This window comes from Pantoea sp. PNT03, assembly GCF_014852515.1.
GTDB lineage: Bacteria > Pseudomonadota > Gammaproteobacteria > Enterobacterales > Enterobacteriaceae > Pantoea > Pantoea leporis.
This window is the reverse complement of the sequence record NZ_JACVBT010000001.1, coordinates 1,690,968-1,712,424: the sequence shown is the minus strand read 5'-3', so window position 1 is coordinate 1,712,424 and position 21,457 is coordinate 1,690,968. Positions and strand designations below refer to the sequence as shown.

Below are 21,457 nucleotides of genomic sequence, written 5' to 3'. Positions count from 1 at the left end.
TTGTGGTGGGTTAATATTTATTAAAGAGCAGTGAAACCTCCAAAGCGTAGCACAAAATCGCGCAACTCAAGGTGGATGAGGGCTGGCGAGCCCTATTTTGTTCACAAAATATCAACAAAAAGCGCCGCAAGGATGCGGCGCGCTAAACAATGGTATTAACGGCGGGAAAAGTGAACGGTTACTTTTTCGCTTCCAGCAGCTGCGTCAGCGAACCGCCGCCAGCGTGGGGCACCTGGCCGACATAACGCACATCATCAACCACCCAGCAGGTGCCTTCGTGGATCATCAGCACTTCATCTTGCCAGGTTTTGCTGTCGCGGCTCAGCTCAACCCGCAGCGGAATATTGCGCGCGTCGCGGTTAGGAATGGTGGATGCGCTGGCCACGTCCGCTGAAGTTGGGCCTTGCGCCAGGCTGGAAAAGAGATCGCCGCGGGTCCACGCCGCTGGTTTCGGATTCTGGCTGCTGGCACTCAGCAGCTTTTGATACAGGCGATCGCTCAGGTAAGGGCGATATTTCGCCAGCGTGTTGCTGTCTGGCAAACCTTGCGTCGGCTGGCTGACGCGTAAATCGTAGAACTGTTGCGCCACGCTGTCCGGACCCCCGTCAACGCAGGCAGCGGTGCGCGGGCCATTATCCTTAATCACTGGCTCAACGGTGGTACAAGCACTTAGCAGCAACGCTGCAGGAATAAGCAGCGCAAAGGCATTGTTTCTCATCTCGATTTCCTTATTGTTCACTGGCAAAGCGCCATTTTTAGCATAGAGTATAGCCTTGCTTTTAAGCGCTACGAGCTGATTCAGAAAAGGAGAACACCATGAAATTTTCTACAACGCCCACGCTGGAAGGACACAGCATCAGTGAATATTGCGGCGTGGTCGCCGGTGAAGCGATTCTCGGCGCCAATATTTTCCGCGATTTCTTCGCCGGTATCCGCGATATCGTCGGTGGCCGCTCTGGCGCCTACGAAAAAGAGTTACGCAAAGCGCGCCAGATCGCCTTTAAAGAGCTGGAAGAGCAGGCGAAAGCGCTCGGCGCCAACGCGGTGGTGGGCATCGATATCGACTACGAAACTGTCGGCAAAGAGGGCAGCATGTTGATGGTGAGCGTCACCGGCACCGCCGTGATTATTCGCTAATGCGCGTGGTTGTCCTGCTGGCGATGGCGCTGTTACTCAGCGCTTGTCAGTCATCGATTGAAGCGCGCCACGGTTACTGGGTGGATACCGCGCATCCGGCGCAGGGCGCGCGGCCGCGTATTAAGGTGGTGGTGATTCATTACACCGCTGAGGATTTCTCCAATTCGCTGGCGACGCTGACCGATCGGGAAGTTAGCGCGCACTACCTGATTCCGCAGAATCCGCCGCATAAAAACGGCAAGGGCGTGGTGTGGCAATTGGTGCCGGAAAGCCAACTCGCGTGGCACGCAGGCCCGAGTTTCTGGCGCGGCGCAACGCGTATTAATGACACTTCGGTTGGTATTGAAATCGTCAACAGTGGTTATCGTCGAACCTTAACGGGTTTGCAGTGGCAGCCCTTTACGCCGCAGCAGATCAGCGCGCTGATGGCGCTGGTCAAAGATATCACTCAGCGCTACGGCATCGCGGCGGAAAATGTGGTCGGGCACAGCGATATCGCGCCGCAGCGTAAGCAGGATCCCGGTCCGCTGTTTCCCTGGCAGCAGCTGGCAGAGCACGGTTTAGGCGCTTGGCCCGAGCAGGCAACGGTGCAGCGCTATCTTAACGGACGCGCGGCGGATGAAGGCGTGGATCAGGCAGAACTGCTGGATGTGCTGCAGCGCTATGGCTACGACGTGGCGGCGGCGACCACGCCGCAAATGCAGCGCAAGCTGATTGCGGCGTTTCAAATGCATTTCCGCCCGCGTGATTATCGCGGCATCGCCGATGCAGAAACCCTGGCGATCGCCCGCGCGTTATTAGCGAAGTACGGTGCGGCGCAGTGATACGCGGCATTGGTCGCCATAAATGGCGGCCCTTTGTTTACTGCTGCAGGAATGCCTGCCAGTGCGCCACCAGCCGTTGCAGATCCTGACGGCTGACATCCAGATGCGTGACAATACGCGTTACGGGCCCAACGCTGATTAGCACATCGCCCGACTGCATCCAGCTTTTCAGCGCGTCAACTTTCTCTGTTGGCACCTTCACAAACAGCATGTTGGTGTGCTGATTGAGCACTTCAACACCGATGGCGCTGAGCTGCTCGCCTAACCATGCCGCATTATCATGATCCTCTTTGAGACGCGCGACATTGTGCTTCAACGCATACAACCCCGCCGCGGCCAGAATGCCCGACTGGCGCATGCCGCCGCCGGTCATTTTGCGCCAGCGACGCGCTTGCTCAATGTAGGCCTCATCGCCACACAGCAGCGAACCAATCGGCGTGCCAAGGCCTTTTGACAGGCAGATGGTTAAGGTGTCGCAGTAACGCGCAATCGCTTCCAGCTCCACATTCTGTGCCACCACGGCGTTAAAAATACGTGCGCCATCAATGTGCAGCGCCAGCTTATGCTCGCGGGTGAGAGTCCACGCTTGCTCCAGATAGCTGAGCGGCAGCACTTTACCGTGATGGGTGTTTTCCAGGCTCAGAAGACGGGTGCGGGCGAAGTGGAAATCGTCGGGTTTGATGGCGGCGGCCACCTCCGCCAGCGGCAGGGAACCATCTTCCGCATGCAGAATTGGCTGTGGCTGAATGCTGCCAAGCACCGCTGCGCCGCCGGCTTCATATTTGTAGTTGTGCGCCTGCTGACCCACGATATATTCATCGCCGCGCTGGCAGTGACACAGCAGCGCAACCAGATTAGCTTGCGTGCCGGTGGGGAAGAACAGGGCGGCGGCTTTGCCGCTCAAGCGTGCGGCTTCGACTTCCAGTGCGTATACGGTGGGGTCATCGCGGTAGACATCATCGCCGGTTTCGGCTGCCATCATGGCATCGAGCATGGCAGCACTTGGGCGGGTTACGGTATCACTGCGTAGATCGATCACGTCGCTCTCCTGAAATAAAAAAGCGGGCGAAGTGCCCGCGTTATCATCATGTCTGGCCTGAATTGTTTTACCTCAGCCAGTTGGTTTTCGCCAGCTCCACGATCTCATCACCGCGTCCATTCAGAATGGCACGCATCATGTAGAGGCTGAAACCTTTGGCCTGCTCGGCTTTAATCTGCGGCGGCATCGACAACTCTTCTTTGGCGGTAATCACGTCAAGCAACACCGGGCCATCGTGCGCAAAGGCTTCCTGCAGCGCGCCGTTAAGATCGGAGGCTTTCTCGACGCGAATGCCTTTGATGCCGCAGGCGGCGGCGATGGCGGCGAAATCCGGGTTTTCGAGGTCGGTGCCGTCGGTCAGATAGCCACCGGCTTTCATCTCCATCGCCACAAAGCCCAGCACGCTGTTATTGAAGATCACCAGTTTCACCGGCAGCTTGAGCTGCGCCACCGAAATGAAATCGCCCATCAACATGCTAAAACCGCCGTCGCCACACAGCGCCACCACCTGACGCTGCTTGTCCAGCGACTGCGCGCCCAACGCCTGCGGCATGGCGTTGGCCATCGAACCGTGATTGAACGAGCCGATCAAACGACGTTTGCCGTTCATCTTCAGATAGCGCGCTGCCCACACGGTTGGCGTGCCGACGTCGCAGGTAAAGATGGCGTCGTCATCGGCGTATTCGCTGATTTGCTGGGCCAGATATTGCGGGTGAATCGCCAGCTTATCGTTAGCGGTGGCCAGTTCGTCCAGCCCTTTGCGCGCATCGACATAATGCTCCAGCGCTTTGTCCAAATGCTGACGATCGGTTTTGCTGGTGAGCTGCGGCTGCAGAGCATGCAAGGTGGTTTTGATGTCACCCACCAGCGCCATATCCACATGGCTGTGTGAGCCAAGGCTGCCCGGATTGATGTCGATCTGAATGATTTTGGCATCGGCCGGATAGAAGGCGCGATAGGGGAATTGCGTCCCCAACAGCACTAAGGTATCGGCATTCATCATGGCGTGGAAACCAGAAGAGAAGCCAATCAATCCGGTCATGCCGACATCGTAAGGGTTATCATATTCGATGTGCTCTTTACCGCGCATCGCGTGCACAATCGGCGCTTTCAGCGTTTCTGCCAGCTTCACCACTTCGTCATGCGCGCCAGCGCAACCGCTACCGCACAGCAGGGTGATATTTTTCGCTGCATTCAGCGTTTCAGCTAACGCGGCCACTTCGCGGGCGGTTGGCACCACGTGCGGCAACTGCGGCGGATACCATTCGCTGCGTGCGCTTTCCGGGGCCGGCTGCAACGCCACGTCCCCGGGGATCACAATCACTGATACGCCACGATTGAGAATCGCTTTACGCATCGCAATGCCCAGCACCTGCGGCAGCTGCTCCGGATTGGAAACCAGCTCGCAATAGTGGCTGCATTCGCGGAATAATTCTTGTGGGTGGGTTTCCTGAAAATAGCCGCTGCCAATTTCGCTGGAAGGAATGTGGGCGGCGATGGCCAAAACCGGAACGTGATTGCGGTGGCAATCAAACAAGCCGTTGATGAGATGCAGGTTGCCCGGTCCACAGGAACCGGCGCATACCGCCAATTCGCCGCTGATTTGTGCTTCAGCGCCGGCCGCGAAGGCTGCCACTTCTTCATGGCGCGTCGGCATCCATTCGATGGTGCCCATGCGATTCAGGCTGTCGCTCAGCCCGTTGAGAGAGTCACCGGTGACGCCCCAAATGCGTTTCACGCCGGCGTTTTCCAAAGTTTTTGCCAGCATTGCCGCCACAGTTTGCTTCATCGTTATGCTCCTTTCTGGTGTTGAGCCATCCATGCCGATGGCGAAAACGTGTCAGTCAGAAAGCGTAGACGATGAAGCTGGTGTGCAGGCGTGAAAAAATGCGTTATGCCGAGAACAGGGCGATAAGGATTGGCGCCAGCAAACTCATAATAAAACCGTGCACAATCGCAGCGGGCACGATCTCCAGGCCGCCGGTGCGTTGCAGGATTGGCAGCGTGAAATCCATCGAGGTTGCGCCGCTCAAGCCCAGCGTCATGCTGCGTTGACGGGTTATCAGCAGCGGGATCAGCATAATGGTGATCAGCTCACGCAGCAGGTCGTTGAAGAAGGCGGCGCTGCCTATCACCGGGCCGAACGATTCGCTCATCAGAATGCCGGAGAGCGAATACCAGCCGAAACCGCTGGCTAACGCCAGGCCGGTTTTGATCGGCAGATCCAGCAGCAGCGCGGCCATTACGCCGCCCACCAGCGCACTGCACAGCGATACCAGCGCCACCAGCATGCCGCGACGGTTGATGGTGATTTGACGCAGCGTCATGCCGCTGCTGCGCAGCTGAATACCGACCAGCAATAGCATCAGTATCAAGGCGTATTCACTGATGGTCGAGGCGTTACGCAGCGGCGCCCATTGACTCAAACCGAGCAGAAAGCCCGCCAGCACCGAACCGCACAGCTTGAGCGACTCCAGCGCCATATGCAGACGCGACGGCAGCGCTTGTGGCTTGTGCTGATGACGCCAAGGCCAGCGTCGCTCCAGCAGCCACAGCGCCAGTAGCGAGCAGGCAAGAATGCTCAGCATGCTCACCAGCGCGATGTGGAAAATGGCCAGCAAATTGCTGCTCAGGTTATCGAGAAATGCCAGGCTGGTGCCCATAAAGAACAGAATGATGTAGACCAGCGCGCTCAGCGTGCGGGCAACCGCCTGTAAAAGCGTGGTGTGGCGCAGCGGCAGCAGATAGCCGAAAATCAGCGGCAAAAGGATGATAATCAATCCGTACATGTGAGGTTTCTATCCATGATTTGCGGGCTGCCACGCTAGCGAAAAACGGTTGAAGTGTAAACCTTTTCCCCTGGCGCTGACTTGACCAACGCAGCGTGGCGGACCATGCTCAGGCAAAGTAGCAGATGGAATGTATGATGATTCTGGAACATATCGATATTCACGGTTTTCGCGGTATTAATCGGCTGTCATTGCCGTTGACCAACACCAATGTATTGATTGGGGAAAATGCCTGGGGTAAATCGAGCCTGCTCGATGCATTGACGCTGTTGCTGGCGCCCGCCGCCGAGCCTTATCAGTTTACCGAACACGACTTTCACTTCCCGCCCGGCGATATTGATGCCCGCATGCGCCAGTTGCAGCTGGTATTTCGTTTTCGTGCCCAGAGCGATGATGAGAGTGCGTTGTTTCAGCCCTTCTGGCAGCACGATGAGCATGGCCGCTATATCCGTTTCAGCACGCGTGCTAAACGTCAGGATCAGGGTGTAAAAACCAGCTGGCGTTTCATCGATCAGCATAACGATGTGTTGCCAGCGGCAGGCACCGACGCAGCGTTGGCACATCTGCGCGCTTATTATCCGGTATTGCGTTTACGCGATGCGCGTTTTGGCCGTCGTAACCGCCATGCTGACAACGATGCGGAGCGGCGCGCGACGACGCTGACGGCATTGGCGCAGGAAGTGGAAAAGCTGACGCGCGATTTGGTGGTGCGTCCGCAAACGCTGAGTGACGATCTGCTGCGTCAGGGATTGCATACTATGCAGCAGCTGCTGGAACACTATTTTCTGGTGCAGCAGTCAGGCAGCAGCGCGCCGCGCGTGGCACCGGAAGTTCGCGATGGCAGCGAAGGCTGGCGATCGCTGGATAAACTTAATCACCTGATTGCCGGCACCGAATCACGCAGTCGTCAGGTGATTCTGCTGCACATGTTCTCGCTGTTGATTCAGGCGCACGGCAATGAACAGCTGCCGGCGGGCGCGCATCCGCTGCTGCTGGTGGAAGATCCGGAGACGCGGCTGCATCCCATTATGCTGTCGGTGGCGTGGAATTTACTGGAACTGATGCCGCTACAAAAAATCGCCACCACCAACTCGGGTGAACTGCTATCGCAGGTGCCACTGGAAAATATGTGTCGGCTGGTGCGTGAATCCACGCGGGTGGCGGCATGGCGCATTGGGCCTGAAGGTTTAAGTGCTGAAGAGAGTCGCCGTATCGGTTTCCACATCCGCGTGAATCGTCCGTCGGCGCTGTTTGCCCGCTGCTGGCTGCTGGTGGAAGGCGAGACCGAAGTGTGGATTATCAATGAACTGGCGCGGCAGCGTGGCTATCACTTCGCGGCGGAAGGAGTGAAAGTCATTGAGTTTGCGCAATCGGGCTTGAAACCGCTGCTGAAGTTCGCCCAACGCATGGGCATCGCCTGGCATGTGCTGACCGACGGCGACCAGGCGGGCAGCAAATATGCGGCGACTGCCCGCAGCCAGCTGCCGTCGGCGGCACGGGAAAGCGATCATCTCACGCAGTTTCCGGCACCGGATATCGAACATTTTCTCTATAAGCAGGGTTTCAGCGATGTTTATTACCAGACGGCGCACCTGCCGTTAAACGCGCCGATGAACACGCGGCGTATTATTAGTAAAGCCATTCAGCACAGCTCGAAACCTGAGCTGGCGATTGCCGTTGCGATGGCTGCGGCTGAACGCGGGCCACAGGCGATTCCGCCGTTGCTGGATCAGCTGTTTGCGCGCGTGATGTGGTTGGCTCGCGGCCGGGCGGATTGAGGAAAGGGTGAGATGCGCCAAATAAAAATGCCAGCGTCTGCGGCTGGCATTTTTTTTCGGGAGTGGTCAGAATACGTGAAACAGCATGCGCGTTAAGCGACCGCGGCTTGCGTGGCTTCACAGGGCACGATCAGGCTGGCATGATTGCCTTTTGGTCCTTCATGGACATCAAACTGAACCTGCTGGCCAGCTTTCAGCGTTCTGTATCCCTCCATCTGAATCGTGGAGTAGTGTGCGAAGATATCGTCGCCGCCGCTAATCGGACAGATAAATCCGAAGCCTTTGGCGTTATTGAACCATTTTACTGTACCCGTCTCCATGCTTTTACTTCCCTCGCAAGACATTTTGATAAGTAGGTGAGGTCATCGAAGCTGTGAGTCGAGTTTGTTTAAAACTCAATCAGCTTGTGTTAGTAGAATGTAGAGAAACGGACCTTACCGTCAAGCAAACGGCCCTGGCGGACGGGGATAAATTCATCAAAATTTGAGGCAGTTAACGCTATTGCAAATTTTGTGATACAGGTCGCGCATGTGCTTTTAGGGCCAGTTTTTATCAACTGAAAACCGGCTTGACAGGCATGTTAAACTTTAGGAATGGGCGCAGAGATGTGCACAACCGTAACGCAGAATTTCGACGGAACATTATGGCAAACACAAACGACTGGCTTAATTTTGAACATCTAGCCGAAGATAAAGTACGCGAAGGGTTAAAGCCGCCTTCAATGTATAAAGTCATTCTGAATAATGACGATTATACACCTATGGAATTTGTTATTGACGTTCTGCAAAAGTTCTTTTCTTATGATATTGAACGTGCAACGCAGCTGATGTTGAAAGTTCACTACCATGGAAAAGCAATCTGTGGTGTATTCACTGCAGAAGTGGCGGAGACCAAAGTAGCCCAGGTGAACAATTACGCACGAGATAATGAACATCCGTTGCTGTGTACGCTAGAAAAAGCCTGAAGCCATCTCCATATAGGAGATAGGTTGTCAGAGCGATAATTGGGGGAGGTGCCAAATGCTCAATCAAGAACTGGAACTCAGTTTAAACATGGCTTTCGCCAGAGCGCGCGAGCACCGTCATGAGTTTATGACCGTCGAGCATCTGTTGCTGGCATTGCTCAGTAACCCGTCGGCCAGAGAGGCACTGGAAGCCTGTTCGGTGGATATCGTGGCTCTGCGTCAGGAACTCGAAGCCTTCATCGAACAAACCACGCCGGTGCTGCCTGCCAGTGAAGAGGAGCGCGATACCCAACCTACGCTCAGCTTCCAGCGTGTGCTGCAGCGCGCGGTATTCCACGTCCAGTCCTCCGGTCGCAGTGAAGTCGCAGGCGCGAACGTGCTGGTCGCGATTTTCAGCGAGCAGGAGTCGCAAGCGGCTTATCTGCTGCGCAAACACGAAGTGAGCCGTCTCGATGTGGTGAACTTCATCTCCCATGGTACGCGTAAAGACGAACCCGGCCAGCCGCAGAACAATGCGGAGAATCCGGTTAACGAAGAGCAAGCAGGCGGGGAGGATCGTATGGAAAACTTCACCACCAATCTTAATCAGCTTGCTCGTGTCGGCGGAATCGATCCGCTGATCGGCCGCGATAAAGAGCTGGAACGTACTGTTCAGGTGTTATGCCGTCGTCGTAAGAATAACCCGCTGCTGGTGGGGGAATCGGGCGTGGGTAAAACCGCGATTGCCGAAGGGCTTGCCTGGCGCATTGTGCAGGGCGACGTACCGGAAGTGATGAAAGAGTGCACCATCTATTCACTCGACATCGGTTCGCTGCTGGCGGGTACCAAATACCGTGGTGATTTTGAAAAACGCTTCAAAGCGCTGTTGAAACAGCTGGAGCAGGACAGTAACAGCATCCTGTTTATTGATGAAATTCATACCATCATCGGTGCCGGTGCGGCATCGGGTGGTCAGGTGGATGCGGCGAACCTGATTAAACCGTTGCTCTCCAGCGGCAAAATTCGCGTGATGGGTTCAACGACCTATCAGGAATTCAGCAACATTTTTGAGAAAGATCGTGCGCTGGCGCGTCGTTTCCAGAAGATCGATATCACCGAGCCTTCTGTGGAAGAGACCGTGCAAATTCTTAACGGCTTGAAACCGAAGTACGAAGCGCACCATGACGTGCGTTATACCGCCAAAGCGGTGCGCGCGGCGGTGGAGCTGGCGGTGAAGTACATCAACGATCGTCATCTGCCGGATAAAGCGATTGACGTGATTGATGAAGCCGGTGCGCGTGCGCGTCTGGTGCCCGTCAGCAAGCGTAAGAAAACCGTTAACGTTTCGGATATTGAAACGGTGGTGGCACGTATTGCGCGTATTCCTGAGCAGAGCGTGTCACAAACCGATCGTGATACGCTGAAAAATCTCGGCGATCGTCTGAAGATGCTGGTATTTGGTCAGGATAATGCGATTGAAGCACTGACTGAAGCGATCAAAATGAGCCGTGCAGGTTTGGGCCAGGATCGTAAACCGGTCGGTTCCTTCCTGTTTGCGGGCCCAACCGGTGTCGGTAAAACAGAGGTTACCGTCCAACTGGCAAAAGCGCTGGGTATCGAGCTGCTGCGTTTTGATATGTCCGAATATATGGAGCGTCACACCGTTAGCCGTTTGATTGGTGCGCCTCCGGGCTACGTCGGCTTCGATCAGGGCGGTTTGCTGACTGATGCGGTAATTAAACATCCGCACGCTGTGGTGCTGTTGGATGAGATCGAGAAAGCGCACCCGGATGTCTTCAACCTGCTGCTGCAGGTAATGGACAACGGTATGCTGACCGATAACAACGGCCGTAAAGCAGATTTCCGCAATGTGGTTCTGGTGATGACCACCAACGCCGGTGTGCGTGAGACTGAACGTAAGTCGATTGGCCTGATTCATCAGGACAACAGCACAGACGCAATGGAAGAGATCAAAAAGATCTTCACCCCAGAGTTCCGTAACCGTCTCGACAACATTATCTGGTTCCGTCACCTGTCTCAGGAAGTGATTCATCAGGTAGTGGATAAGTTTATCGTCGAGTTGCAGGCTCAGCTGGATGCGAAGGGCGTATCGCTGGAAGTTAGCGATGATGCGCGCGATTGGCTGGCTGATAAAGGCTACGATAAAGCGATGGGTGCGCGTCCGATGGCACGTGCCGTACAGGAAAATCTGAAGAAACCGTTGGCGAATGAACTGCTTTTTGGTTCGCTGGTTGATGGTGGATCGGTATCAGTAGCGCTGGATAAAGATAAAAACCAGCTTACTTACCACTTCCTGAGTGCGGAAAAACGTAAAACCGAAGGTACTGTACACTAAGCGTTATGCAGATATGAAAAAGGCCGGATGCGAATCCGGCCTTTTTTTGCGCTAAGTATGTGCCATCAGCGCGAGATAGAAATATCTACTTAGCGACTACGGAAGACAATGCGGCCTTTGCTCAGGTCGTACGGGGTCAACTCGACAGTCACTTTGTCGCCCGTCAGGATGCGGATATAGTTTTTGCGCATTTTACCGGAGATATGAGCGGTAACCACGTGCCCGTTTTCAAGCTCTACGCGGAACATGGTGTTCGGTAACGTATCCAGTACGGTACCTTGCATTTCAATATTGTCTTCTTTGGCCATCGAATCCTCTGGGTGTACTACCAAACTGTTGAACCGGCAAGATAATGCCGAATTCCATGATTTATGTAAAGAACCGTTGATGATTTTGCCAACGCTTCGCCGTGCGTCGCGCCGTTGCGCGTGCAGTACGGATAAATTAGGGTGTTTTTTGACGTCTGCGGGGGATTAGCGGGCTAAGAATCTGTAGCAATCGGCATCAGTTGCACAATCAAAACAGCTTCGGGAAATGTGTGAGATTCCCAACCTGGCAATTCCGGCTCGCCACAGCGAAGCGCGGACGACATACCAAACTCGCTTATTGTATCACTTTTGTCGGGAATTGTGTGCAAAACATCGGTGACCGATGTCAAAAAAGGGTTTGTGTGTGCCAGCAACTCTCGGAAACCGGTTGCCACGCCAGCGTTTGCACGTACTGCAGATAATCAACGCGAGGAATTTCCACCGCACCGAGGGACGCGGTATGCGGATTCAGCACCTGACAATCAATCAGCCGGCCCTGATGCGCCTGAAAATGTTGTGCGAACACCCAGAGCGCTGTTTTCGAGGCATTTTCCTGACGACTGAACATCGATTCACCGCAAAAAATTTGCCCCAGCGCCAGGCCATACATCCCGCCGACCAGTTGCTGTTCGCACCAGACTTCAATCGAATGTGCATGGCCCAGTTCGTACAACCGCAACCACGCACGTTTCACTTCGAAAGTGATCCATGTCCCTTCCTGACGGCCGCTGGCGCAGCCTTCCAGCACCTGCGGAAACGCATGATTCATGGTGACGCGATACGGTGAGCGCTTATGGAAGCGCGCCATACTGCGGCTGAGATGGAAAGATTCTGGCAGCATGACCGCGCGGGGATTCGGCGACCACCAGAGAATCGGATCGCCAGGAGAAAACCACGGAAAAATGCCTTGCTGATAAGCATTCATCAGGCGGGCAGGGGAGAGATCGCCGCCCATCGCCAATAATCCATTGGGCTCGCGCAGCGCCATTTCCGGTGGTGGGAAATTTAATGAATCTCGTGAAAGCTGTATCAGTCTCATTGCATCAATCACACTCAGGGCTGTTGGCTAAGACTATAGCGTAAAGCGCTGATGGAAACGCCAGTAGCGGCCTGCTTTTGAGATTAATTCGGCGTGCGAACCGGATTCGATAATTTGTCCCTGATCCATAACGCAAATGCGGTCCATGGCGTCTAAACCACTTAAGCGATGCGTCACCATAATCAGCGTCTTGCCGCGGGTGACGTGTTGCAATAACGCCAGAATTTGCTGCTCGGTGCTGGCATCCAAACCTTCGGTAGGTTCATCCAGCAGCCACAAATCGCCATCATGCAGCAGGGCTCGTGCTATCGCCAGACGACGCAGTTCGCCGCCGGACAACGGTCGACCGCCGTCGCCCATCCACGCATTCAATCCTTCGCTGTGTTCGGCGAGATGGGCCAGACCTACCTTGTTCAACGCATCAACCAGTTGCTCATCGCTGGCATCGGGTTTTGCCAGCAGGAGATTGTCGCGCAGCGTTTGGCTGAACAGATGCACGCGCTGTGTTACCACGCTAATGCGGCGACGCAATGAAGCTTCATCCCAGGTGGTGAGATCGCTATCGTTGAGGCTAATTGAACCTTGCTGCGCTTCCCAACCGCGGGTAATCAGCGCCAGCAGACTGGATTTGCCGCAGCCGGTTGGACCGAGCAGCGCCAAATGCTCACCTGCATTTAACGATAGGGAAAAATTCTGCAACACCGGTTCGGGGCGCTGCGGATAGCTGAAGCGGATGTTTTCCATTTTCAGGCTGATACCTGATGGGCTACTGATTTTTGCGCTGGGAAAACGGATCGCGGCGGGCTGTTCAATGATTTCCTGTACCCGCTTAGCGGCGCTGGTCACCTGCGACAGCGGCAGAAATGCTCCGGCAACCGGGGCCAGCGCTTCAAACGCCGCCAGTCCGCAGAACACAAACAGCGCGATCAATGCGCCCGGCGAACTGTTTCCACCCACGCCATTCGCGGAAATCCATAGCAACAGCGTAACCGTCGCGCCGCTGATGACCAGCAACACACTTTGCGCCAGCGCCTGCAGGCAATGTTGTCTGCGTTGCGCCTGTTGCCACTTCTGTTCATCGCTATCAAGTTGGTCGCGCCACTGTTGTGCTGCACCATAAATTTTCAGCTCAGACAGGCCAGTAATCCAGTGCGTCAACTGCATGCGCCAGTTGGCCTGATGCTGGGCGATTTTGTGTCCGGCTGAGGTGCCAAGCCGCCAGAACAGCGGCGGCATGAGCAACAGCGTCAAAAGCATCATACCGCCGAGCAGCAAAGCTAACGGTACATCCAGCAGCGCCAAACCGCAGGTGACCACCACAATCACCACCGCTGCACCGATTAACGGCGAGATCACACGCAGGTAAAGATGATCGAGTGTATCCACGTCGCTGACAAAACGGTTGAGCAATTCGCCATGACGAAAACGAGCCAGCTGTTCCGGCGATAGGGCGATGACTTTGCTGAAGGTGAATACGCGCAAATGTTGCAGCACGCGGAAGGTGGCATCGTGGCTCACCAGGCGCTCAAAATAACGTGCAGCCGTGCGCGTGATCGCCGCGCCGCGCACGCCGGCAGCGGGCAACATGTAATTGAACGTATAAAGTCCCGCTACGCCCGCCAGCGAAGAGGCGGCAAGGAACCAGCCGGATAAAGTCAGCAATCCGATACTGGCAAGCAAAGTGATAATGGCGAGAATAATGCCAAGTCCCAAACGCCATGGATGACGGCTAAACAGACGCAGGAAAGGCAACAAATTATTCATTATGCGATCTCCTTCTGACGATGCTGCGCCATTTCACGCAAAGGTCCATCTTGTTCAATCAGCTGCTGCCAGGGACCTTGTTGCACCAGTTGCCCGGCCTGCATCACCCACACTTCATCCCAGCTAGGGAGCTCGTTGAGTTGATGCGTGATCATCAGCGTGGTCTGCTGGGTGGCCGCCTGCTGCAGTGCGCGGATAACATGTTGCTCACTTTGGCTATCCAGCCCAGAACCGGGCTCATCAAGCAATAGCAGTTGTGCCGGTTTAAGCAGCGCACGCGCCACGGCAATACGCTGCGCCTGACCGACGGAAAGCCCCACGCCGCCATCGCCTAAAAGAGTATCTAATCCGTTTGGCAGACGACCTAAAAACTCGTCAACGCCCGCGCGCTGCAGAACCGACATGAGCGTCGCGTCATCAATGAGGCTATTAAGCAGCAGGTTTTCGCGTAGCGTTTGCGCGGGTAAATGCGGATTTTGGCCAACCCAGGCAATATATTGTTGCCAGCTATCGCGGTTGATATCACGCAGCTCCTGCCCATTAACCTGCAGTGAACCTTGATAAGGCAGGAAACCCAGCAAGACGTTCATCAGCGCGGTTTTGCCTGCACCGCTTTGTCCTACCAGCGCCACACGACTACCAGTATCGAGAGTGAAATTGAGCGATTGAGAGAGCGCTTCACCGCCAGCAGTCATGACCACCAAATTCTGAGCCTGAATATGCAGCGGTGCAGTAAGAGAAAGCTCGCGAGAAGCGTGCTCTTCGTGTGGATCGGGACTTTCGCGTAGAAACTGGTCCAGCGCATCAGCTCCGCCAATCGCTTGCGCTTTGGCGTGATAAAAGGTGCCTAAGTCGCGCAACGGCTGGAAAAATTCAGGCGCCAGAATAAGTGCCAGGAAACCAGCAAACAGCGTTACGCCGGTGCTGTAATGACCAAAATTCAGTTCGCCGAGATAAGAGAAACCGAAATAGACCGCGACGACAGCAATCGCCAGTGAGGCAAAAAATTCCAGCACGGCAGATGAGAGAAACGCCAGGCGCAATACTTCCATAGTGCGTTGCCGAAAATCGGTGGTGCTGGCGGCAATCGCTTCTTGCTCTGCCGCAGCGCGATAGAACAGGCGCAGCGTTTCACGTCCACGCAGACGATCGTAAAAATCACCACTTAGCCGGGCGAGAGCAACAAAGTTGCGGCGATTGGCATCTGCAGCGCCCATGCCAACCATCGCCATAAATAGGGGAATCAGTGGCGCGGTGACCAGCAGAATCAATCCCGCCGCCCAGTTAATTGGAAAAATGGCGATCAATATGGCTAACGGAATAAAGAGTGCCAGCGACATCTGAGGCAGATAACGCGCGTAGTATTCCTGCATCTCTTCAATTTGTTCGAGCAGCAGCGTAGCCCAACTGCCTGCTGGCTTACCTTGAATCCAGGCGGGACCGAGCACATTGAGTCGATCCAGAACCTGCTGACGCAGCGCACGGCGAATGGCAACGCCGGCGCGATGTCCTGCCATTTCGCGGGCGTAATGCAATCCGGCGCGCAAAACAAAGCATAGCAGCAGCAACAGAAAATCGGTGAGCAGTGATGCGCGCGGTTGCTGCGCGACAAGCAGATTTTGCAGCAGCGAAGCCAGTAACCAGGCTTGGGCGATAATGACCAATGCGCCAGCAAAACCCAGCAGCGAAGCCGCACGTAAGTTGCGCGCACCGTGATTACGTTGCTGACGGAGCCAGCGGAGAAGTTCTTGTTGCCGTGATTTGTTCATGCGATGCCGTTTGGTAACTCAAAAGAGATGTGAATCCCGGATGAAAACCCAGCAATATCGGGCGCGTGAACTGTAGCACGCAGGTAACAAAAAAGGCGACCAAAACTGGCCGCCTTTTAGCGATTATGATCAGGTTATTAACAACTTACTTATCGTTTTTAACCAGTCCATCGAGGAAGCGTTCCGCATCCAACGCCGCCATACAGCCGGTACCGGCAGAGGTAATGGCCTGACGATAAATATGATCCATCACATCGCCGGCAGCGAACACGCCTGGGATGCTGGTTTGCGTGGCGTTGCCGTGCAAACCAGACTGCACTTTGATGTAGCCATTCTCCAAATCCAGCTGACCATCAAAAATTGCGGTATTTGGACTGTGGCCGATGGCGACAAACAAACCAGCGACGTCCAGTGATTCAGCCGCTTCACCTTTGGTAGACAGCAGTTTCAAGCCCGTCACGCCCATTTGATCGCCAACCACTTCATCCAGCGTGCGGTCGGTGTGCAGCACGATGTTGCCATTGCGCACTTTTTCCATCAGACGGTCAATAAGGATTTTCTCAGCGCGGAAGCTGTCGCGACGGTGAATCAGATGCACTTCTGCAGCAATGTTAGCCAGATAAAGCGCTTCTTCAACGGCAGTGTTACCGCCACCAATGACGGCAACTTTCTGATTGCGGTAGAAGAAGCCGTCGCAGGTCGCACAAGCAGAGACGCCTTTGCCTTTGAACGCTTCTTCTGATGGCAAGCCGAGATAACGTGCCGATGCGCCAGTGGCGATGATCAACGCATCAGCAGTGTATTCACCGCTGTCGCCGACCAGACGGAACGGACGGTTCTGCAAATCGACGGTATGAATGTGGTCAAAAATGATCTCGGTGTTGAATTTCTCTGCATGCTCCTGCATGCGCTCCATCAACGCTGGACCGGTCAGATCGTTTGCATCGCCTGGCCAGTTCTCCACTTCGGTGGTGGTGGTGAGCTGACCTCCTTTCTCCAGTCCGGTAATTAACACCGGATTCAGGTTAGCGCGCGCTGCATATACTGCAGCAGTATAACCGGCAGGGCCGGAGCCCAGAATGAGCAGCTTACTGTGTTTGGCCGTACTCATGCGTTCCTCAATTTTTTTTCTGACAACATAGTTTTTGATTGTAGGGAAATTAACGCCGCAAAAAAAGGCTCCAGCAATTTTGTTAACAATCACTGCGAGCGGCGTAGACGATGAGTGCAACTTTTGCACGCGCGTTGCGCCAAAAGGGGGCAATGCTCGGCAATTAGTGGTGCAGCAGCATAAAAATTCTCATTTAAAAACAGCAACCCAGAACTCTATCTGGCATCTTGTACTGAATTTGGATGTTTTACTTTGACAATCGCCTGCGCTTTTGCGAAAACATTGGGAGAAGCAGAGAATATTTAGCGATTCAAAACAGAATTTCATTTCTGTTTTGGGCTGTTTAGCCGAATAAACTCAGCCTGACATTGGTAGTGACGCATGATGTGGACAGACAACATGCGTCATACGGATGGACGCGTTACTGCACAGGCTTATGGTCTTCACTTCAGTAAGGCCCTGAACAATGAGCGTTTTCAGGGTGTGGCAGGTAAAGGGAAGGAATTAAGAGAGACAATAATAATGGTAGACAATAAGAAACGCCCCGGAAAAGATTTAGATCGTATCGACAGAAATATTCTGAATGAACTGCAGAAAGACGGTCGAATTTCTAATGTCGAGCTTTCCAAACGTGTTGGATTATCGCCAACTCCATGTCTTGAGCGCGTGCGCCGCCTCGAGCGTCAAGGCTTCATTCTGGGCTACACCGCGCAGCTCAACCCGCATTATCTGGATGCTTCACTGCTGGTTTTCGTTGAGATTACTCTGAATCGTGGTGCGCCAGATGTGTTTGAACAATTTAACGCCGCCGTGCAAAAACTTGAGGAAACTCAAGAATGTCACCTCGTTTCTGGTGATTTTGACTACCTGCTGAAAACCCGCGTACCGGATATGTCCGCCTATCGTAAACTGCTGGGTGAGACCTTGCTGCGTCTGCCGGGCGTAAACGACACCCGTACTTACGTGGTGATGGAAGAGGTCAAACAGAGCAATCGTCTGGTGATCAAAACCCGGTAGTGCAGGGCAGGTGCAAAGCTTGCAGGATTTCGGTACACTCCTGTGAATTCATACAGGACCAGCGTCGGGCATGCCCGACGTTGTTGCCTTCTTAATTTACAGGCACCTGGAGAGTTCTCTTGAGCCAGGAATATACAGAAGATAAAGATGTTTCGTTACAACCGCTGAGCAGTGGACGTCGTCTGCTGGAAGCGTTGCTCATTCTTGTGGCCTTGTTCGCCATCTATTTGATGGTGTCGCTGGTTAGTTTTAACCCGTCAGATCCAAGCTGGTCACAAACCGCATGGCACGAACCTATCCATAATCTGGGTGGTAGCGTCGGCGCATGGCTGGCCGATACGCTATTGTTCATCTTTGGCGTGATGGCCTACGCCATTCCTCCCGTCATTATTGGTCTATGTTGGATCACCTTCCGCCAACGCGATCGTCAGGATTACATCGACTACTTTGCCGTTGGTTTACGCCTGATTGGCGTGCTGGCCTTGGTGGTAACGACCTGTGGTCTGGCGGCGCTCAACGTAGATGACATCTGGTATTTTGCTTCCGGCGGCGTAATCGGCAGCCTGGTCAGCAATGCGATGGCGCCGTGGTTCAGTTCGGCTGGCGGCACCTTGACGCTGCTGTGCGTCTGGGCTGCCGGCATCACGCTTTACACCGGATGGTCATGGCTGACGATTGCCGAGAAGATCGGCGGCGTGGTGATGGGTGTTCTGACCTTTGCCAGCAACCGTTCACGACATGACGAACCCTGGCAGGAAGAAGAATACGACGACGAAGAGCTTGCTGATGAGGTGTCGCCTCCAATGCATGCTGCACACTCCGTTAATGACGACGATGATGTCTTGTTAGCTAAACCGCGCAAGGTGAGCGAACCGGTTGCTGCGGAGTTGGGCGACGATCCGCTGCTGGCGAAGGCGAGTGCGGCAACTGCCGCTGCAATTGCGGTTACTACGCAAGCTGCACAGCAAACTCCAGCTGCTATGCAGCCTGCTCCAGCCGCATCTGCCGAACCCGACGCAATGCCACGCGTTGCCGAAGCCACGGCTCAGTCGACTCCGGCTCCTCAGCCTGTTGCTGCAGCGCAACAACCAATCGCGCAGCCTTCTGCTCCGCTCTATCGTTTCGAGATGCCAGGTGAAGCAGCACCTTCACCGTTTTCGCCGGCTGATGATGATGAGGGCCCGAGCATGGGCAACTGGCAGGATGCCGCTTCATCTTCTGCACCTTTAAACAGTCTCGCCGCCGCTTCACTTGCCGCTGGAGCAGTCAAAGCAGCGACATCACCTGCTGCTTATTCACCTGCCTTCGATATCGTACCTGAGCGTGATTACAACCCGCAGGTGAAGCAGGGCATTGGTCCAGAGTTGCCGCGTCCAAACAAAGTTAAGTTGCCAACACGACGTGAGTTAGCTTCGTACGGCATTAAGTTGCCTTCGCAGCGTATGGCGGAAGAGCAGGCTAAAGATGCTGAGCAGCAACAGCCAGAAGTCACTGCGTCTTACAGCGTTCCTCCACAGGAACAGGATGTTGAGCTGCAAGAGGCGCAGTTGCGTGAAGCCTTCGCGTCGCAGCAGCAGAATCGTTACGGTGAAAGCTGGCAGGAAGCGTCTGAGCCTGATGATGGGGATGCATTGCAGCAGGCTCAACTTGCACGTCAGTTCGCCGATCAGCAGCAGCAACGCTATACCGAACCTGAAGTGAAGGAAGCACCGGTATTTAATCTGGATACGTCGTCTGCCTTTGATTTTTCACCAATGAAAGATTTGGTCGACGATAGCCCGAGCGAGCCACTGTTCACTATTTCTGCATCGCCAGAGCCGGAAGAGCCCGCGCCGTGGCAACAACCTGCTGCGCCGGAGCCAGCGCCATTGCCGTCGTTGAGTGCTGAATCCAGCCCATGGTCGTCGCCGGAACAGGAAGCTTATTCTGCGCCGCCTGCACCAGTGAAACCTGCTGCGCCGGTGCAGGACAGCTTGTTCCATCCGTTCCTGGTTCGCCATGAACAGCCGCTGGAAAAACCTTCTACGCCGCTGCCCACGCTGGATCTGCTCACGTCACCACCGGCAGAAGAAGAGCCGGTGGATATGTTTGCGCTGGAGCAAACCGCGCGGCTGGTTGAAGCACGCCTGGCTGATTATCGAGTAAAGGCGGAGGTTGTAGGTATTTCACCTGGTCCGGTTATTACCCGCTTCGAGCTCGATTTAGCGCCAGGCGTTAAAGCTTCCCGTATTTCTAACTTGTCGCGTGACCTGGCGCGTTCTCTGTCTGCGGTTGCAGTGCGCGTGGTGGAAGTGATTCCAGGTAAGCCTTACGTCGGGCTTGAACTGCCAAATAAACATCGTCAAACCGTTTATCTGCGCGAAGTACTGGATTGCCCTAAATTTCGTGAAAACCCGTCACCGCTTGCAGTGGTGTTGGGTAAAGACATTGCTGGCCAGCCGGTGGTGGCTGATTTGGCGAAAATGCCGCACTTGCTGGTTGCCGGTACCACCGGTTCCGGTAAATCAGTGGGCGTTAACACCATGATCATCAGCATGCTGTATAAAGCCACGCCGGAAGAAGTGCGCTTTATCATGATCGACCCGAAAATGCTCGAGCTGTCAGTCTACGAAGGCATCCCTCATTTGCTGACCGAAGTGGTTACCGACATGAAAGATGCGGCCAACGCGCTGCGCTGGAGTGTTGGTGAAATGGAGCGTCGCTATAAACTGATGTCTGCGCTGGGCGTGCGTAATCTTGCCGGCTATAACGAGAAGATTGAGCAGGCTGCCGCGATGGGTCGACCGATTCCGGATCCGTTCTGGAAACCGGGCGATAGCATGGACACCACACCGCCGGTGCTGGAAAAACTGCCTTATATCGTGGTGCTGGTCGATGAATTTGCCGATCTGATGATGGCGGTCGGTAAGAAAGTCGAAGAGTTGATTGCTCGTCTGGCTCAGAAAGCGCGAGCGGCGGGTATTCACCTGGTGCTGGCGACACAGCGTCCGTCGGTTGATGTGATTACCGGCCTGATCAAAGCCAACATCCCGACGCGTATCGCCTTCACCGTTTCCAGCAAGATCGACTCACGTACCATCCTCGATCAGGGCGGTGCAGAATCGCTGCTGGGGATGGGTGACATGCTGTACATGCCGCCAAACTCCTCAATGCCTGTACGTGTGCATGGTGCATTCGTGCGCGATCAGGAAGTGCATGCGGTGGTTCAGGACTGGAAAGCACGCGGTCGCCCGCAATACATCGAAAGCATTACTGCTGGTGAAGAGAGCGAGAGTGCAGCTGGCGGAATGATGGGCGATGAAGAGCTGGATCCGCTGTTTGACCAGGCGGTCTCTTTCGTGGTGGAAAAACGTCGTGCCTCCATTTCTGGGGTTCAGCGCCAGTTCCGTATCGGTTATAACCGTGCCGCACGTATCATCGAGCAGATGGAAGCGCAGGGCATCGTTTCTGAACCGGGACATAACGGCAACCGCGAAGTGCTTTCGCCGCCGCCACACGAGATGTAATTTATCGCGTGCAGTTGTCTGCTTATGGGCCAGTTAACACTGGCCCATTGTTTATCTGTTGGTCGATCCCCATATCT

The 21,457-nt window shown here is 54.8% G+C and carries 17 protein-coding genes; 7 read left to right on the top strand and 10 right to left on the bottom strand.

The window, feature by feature from the left end; translation table 11 throughout:
- Positions 1–178 precede the first annotated feature (178 nt).
- Complete coding sequence (locus IB226_RS08030) at positions 179–718, bottom strand: lipoprotein (protein ID WP_101760977.1); 540 nt, start codon at positions 716–718, stop codon at positions 179–181.
- 98 nt (positions 719–816) lie between these two features.
- On the opposite strand from IB226_RS08030, the gene IB226_RS08025 reads away from it, so the two are divergent.
- Positions 817–1,137, top strand: a complete 321-nt coding sequence (locus IB226_RS08025; protein ID WP_007887640.1) for a heavy metal-binding domain-containing protein — start codon at positions 817–819, stop codon at positions 1,135–1,137.
- A complete protein-coding gene (locus IB226_RS08020) occupies positions 1,137–1,961 on the top strand; it encodes an N-acetylmuramoyl-L-alanine amidase (protein ID WP_192234435.1) in 825 nt (274 codons plus the stop codon). The genes IB226_RS08025 and IB226_RS08020 overlap by 1 nt, the downstream gene beginning before the upstream one ends.
- Positions 1,962–1,998: 37 nt before the next feature.
- Here IB226_RS08020 and ltaE read toward each other — a convergent pair whose 3' ends face one another.
- The 3 genes from ltaE to IB226_RS08005 all read right to left on the bottom strand — a co-directional run bounded on the left by ltaE (position 1,999) and on the right by IB226_RS08005 (position 5,789).
- Positions 1,999–3,000 (bottom strand): low-specificity L-threonine aldolase, encoded by a 1,002-nt coding sequence (ltaE, locus tag IB226_RS08015; protein WP_192234433.1) that lies wholly within the window; start codon positions 2,998–3,000, stop codon positions 1,999–2,001.
- A gap of 67 nt (positions 3,001–3,067) precedes the next feature.
- Positions 3,068–4,789 carry a ubiquinone-dependent pyruvate dehydrogenase gene (gene poxB, locus IB226_RS08010; RefSeq protein WP_192234431.1) on the bottom strand — a complete coding sequence of 574 codons (1,722 nt, stop codon included), beginning with the start codon at positions 4,787–4,789 and terminating at the stop codon, positions 3,068–3,070.
- Between the two features lie 103 nt (positions 4,790–4,892).
- On the bottom strand, positions 4,893–5,789 hold the full coding sequence (locus tag IB226_RS08005) for a lysine exporter LysO family protein (protein WP_192234429.1): 897 nt from the start codon (positions 5,787–5,789) through the stop codon (positions 4,893–4,895).
- 137 nt (positions 5,790–5,926) lie between these two features.
- On the opposite strand from IB226_RS08005, the gene IB226_RS08000 reads away from it, so the two are divergent.
- Complete coding sequence (locus IB226_RS08000; protein ID WP_192234547.1) at positions 5,927–7,567, top strand: ATP-dependent endonuclease; 1,641 nt, start codon at positions 5,927–5,929, stop codon at positions 7,565–7,567.
- A 92-nt stretch (positions 7,568–7,659) separates the two neighbouring features.
- On the opposite strand, the gene cspD is transcribed toward IB226_RS08000, so the two are convergent.
- Entirely contained in the window at positions 7,660–7,887 is a 228-nt protein-coding gene (cspD, locus tag IB226_RS07995; RefSeq protein ID WP_007887624.1) for a cold shock-like protein CspD, read from the bottom strand.
- A 323-nt stretch (positions 7,888–8,210) separates the two neighbouring features.
- Here cspD and clpS point away from each other — a divergent pair, with 323 nt between their 5' ends.
- Together clpS and clpA are read left to right on the top strand one after the other, a co-directional pair.
- The gene (clpS, locus tag IB226_RS07990; protein ID WP_007887621.1) at positions 8,211–8,531 is read left to right on the top strand and encodes an ATP-dependent Clp protease adapter ClpS; all 321 of its coding nucleotides are present in this window, start codon (positions 8,211–8,213) and stop codon (positions 8,529–8,531) included.
- Between the two features lie 55 nt (positions 8,532–8,586).
- On the top strand, positions 8,587–10,866 hold the full coding sequence (gene clpA, locus IB226_RS07985) for an ATP-dependent Clp protease ATP-binding subunit ClpA (RefSeq protein WP_064740732.1): 2,280 nt from the start codon (positions 8,587–8,589) through the stop codon (positions 10,864–10,866).
- A gap of 89 nt (positions 10,867–10,955) precedes the next feature.
- On the opposite strand, the gene infA is transcribed toward clpA, so the two are convergent.
- From infA to trxB, 5 genes are all read right to left on the bottom strand, one after another.
- Positions 10,956–11,174, bottom strand: a complete 219-nt coding sequence (infA, locus tag IB226_RS07980) for a translation initiation factor IF-1 (protein WP_002211347.1) — start codon at positions 11,172–11,174, stop codon at positions 10,956–10,958.
- 346 nt (positions 11,175–11,520) lie between these two features.
- Entirely contained in the window at positions 11,521–12,213 is a 693-nt protein-coding gene (gene aat, locus IB226_RS07975; protein WP_192234427.1) for a leucyl/phenylalanyl-tRNA--protein transferase, read from the bottom strand.
- Between the two features lie 33 nt (positions 12,214–12,246).
- On the bottom strand, positions 12,247–13,977 hold the full coding sequence (gene cydC / locus IB226_RS07970; RefSeq protein ID WP_192234425.1) for a cysteine/glutathione ABC transporter ATP-binding protein/permease CydC: 1,731 nt from the start codon (positions 13,975–13,977) through the stop codon (positions 12,247–12,249).
- Positions 13,977–15,746 carry a cysteine/glutathione ABC transporter permease/ATP-binding protein CydD gene (cydD, locus tag IB226_RS07965; protein WP_192234423.1) on the bottom strand — a complete coding sequence of 590 codons (1,770 nt, stop codon included), beginning with the start codon at positions 15,744–15,746 and terminating at the stop codon, positions 13,977–13,979. Before cydD ends, cydC begins: the two co-directional genes overlap by 1 nt.
- A 145-nt stretch (positions 15,747–15,891) precedes the next feature.
- On the bottom strand, positions 15,892–16,857 hold the full coding sequence (trxB, locus tag IB226_RS07960; protein WP_061717155.1) for a thioredoxin-disulfide reductase: 966 nt from the start codon (positions 16,855–16,857) through the stop codon (positions 15,892–15,894).
- 522 nt (positions 16,858–17,379) lie between these two features.
- Between trxB and lrp the strand changes: the two genes are divergently transcribed.
- Both lrp and IB226_RS07950 read left to right on the top strand, forming a co-directional pair.
- A complete protein-coding gene (gene lrp / locus IB226_RS07955) occupies positions 17,380–17,874 on the top strand; it encodes a leucine-responsive transcriptional regulator Lrp (protein ID WP_006118610.1) in 495 nt (164 codons plus the stop codon).
- Between the two features lie 119 nt (positions 17,875–17,993).
- Entirely contained in the window at positions 17,994–21,380 is a 3,387-nt protein-coding gene (locus IB226_RS07950; RefSeq protein WP_192234421.1) for a DNA translocase FtsK 4TM domain-containing protein, read from the top strand.
- The last annotated feature ends 77 nt before the right edge of the window (positions 21,381–21,457 follow it).